The organism is Kocuria sp. LUK, from assembly GCF_021012935.1.
GTDB classification, from domain to species: Bacteria; Actinomycetota; Actinomycetes; order Actinomycetales; family Micrococcaceae; genus Kocuria; species Kocuria flava.
Window position 1 is genome coordinate 1 of sequence record NZ_JAJMZI010000015.1, and the last position, 1416, is coordinate 1416.

At 71.7% G+C, this 1416-nt stretch carries 1 protein-coding gene; it reads left to right on the top strand.

Going from position 1 to position 1416, the window contains the following annotated elements:
* Window positions 1-16: 16 nt before the first annotated feature.
* Window positions 17-1416, top strand: a 1400-nt coding sequence (gndA, locus tag LQU92_RS14820) for an NADP-dependent phosphogluconate dehydrogenase (RefSeq protein ID WP_374229732.1), incomplete at its 3' end; no start/stop codon positions are given.

Genomic DNA, 1416 nt, shown 5'->3' on the forward strand with positions numbered 1-1416 from the left:
TAGGGTGGGTGTCATGGTGGCTGAGATGAAGAAGGCGCAGATCGGTGTGACGGGTCTGGCGGTGATGGGGGCGAATCTGGCCCGCAACTTCGCCCGCAAGGGGTACACGGTGGCGTTGCACAACCGGTCGGTGGCGCGCACGGATGCGCTGCTGGAGGCGTATGGGCACGAGGGGTCGTTCGTGCGTACGGAGTCGTTGGAGGAGCTGGTGGGGGCGTTGGAGTCCCCGCGGCGGATCCTGGTGATGGTCAAGGCCGGGGATCCGGTGGATGCGGTGATCGAGGCGCTGGTGCCGCTGCTGGAGCCCGGGGACATCGTGATCGACGGGGGCAACTCGTACTTCCAGGACACCCGCCGCCGGGAGGCCGCTCTGGCCGAGGTCGGGTTGCACTTCGTGGGGGTGGGGGTCTCCGGCGGGGAGGAGGGGGCGCTGAACGGGCCCTCGATCATGCCGGGGGGTCCGGAGGAGTCCTATGTCTCGTTGGGGCCGATGCTGGAGTCGATCGCGGCGCGGGCCGAGGACGGGTCCCCGTGCTGTGCGTGGATCGGCCCGGACGGGGCGGGGCACTTCGTGAAGATGGTGCACAACGGCATCGAGTACGCCGACATGCAGGTGATCGGGGAGGCCCACGAGCTGCTGCGCTCGGTGGCCGGGCTGGAGCCGGGGGAGCAGGCGGGGGTGTTCCGCCAGTGGAACACCGGGGAGCTGGCCTCGTACCTGATCGAGATCACCGCCGAGGTCCTGGCCCAGGTCGATGCGCGCACGGGTAAGCCCTTGATCGATGTGATCGTGGACGCGGCCGGGCAGAAGGGCACCGGCACCTGGACGGTGCAGGAGGCGCTGACCCTGGGCAGCCCGGTGACGGGGATCGCCGAGTCGGTCTTCGCCCGGGCGCTGTCCTCGGCCGAGCCGGCCATGCGCGCCCAGGCCCAGCGGCTGCTGCCGGCCGGGGTGGGGGACACCACCGAGGACGTGGTGGGGGATGCGGGGTTCGTGGAGGACGTGCGTCAGGCGCTCTACGCCTCGAAGCTGGTGGCCTACGCCCAGGGGCTGGACATGCTGACCCTGGCCGGGGCCGAGTACGGGTGGGAGCTGGATCTGGCCGCGATCGCCTCGCTGTGGCGGGAGGGGTGCATCATCCGCGCCCAGCTGCTGGAGACGATCATGGAGGCCTACGCCGGGGGGTCCGCCCCGGCGAACCTGCTCTTCGCCCCGGCGTTCACCACCGCCCTGGAGGCGGCGCTGCCGGCGTGGCGGCGGGTGGTGGCCCGGGCGGTGGAGCGCGGGATCCCGGCCCCGGTGTTCTCCTCGACCCTGGCCTACTACGACTCCCTGCGCCGCCCGCGGCTCAACGCGGCCCTGACCCAGGGGCTGCGCGACTACTTCGGGGCCCACACCTACCGGCGCGTCGACGA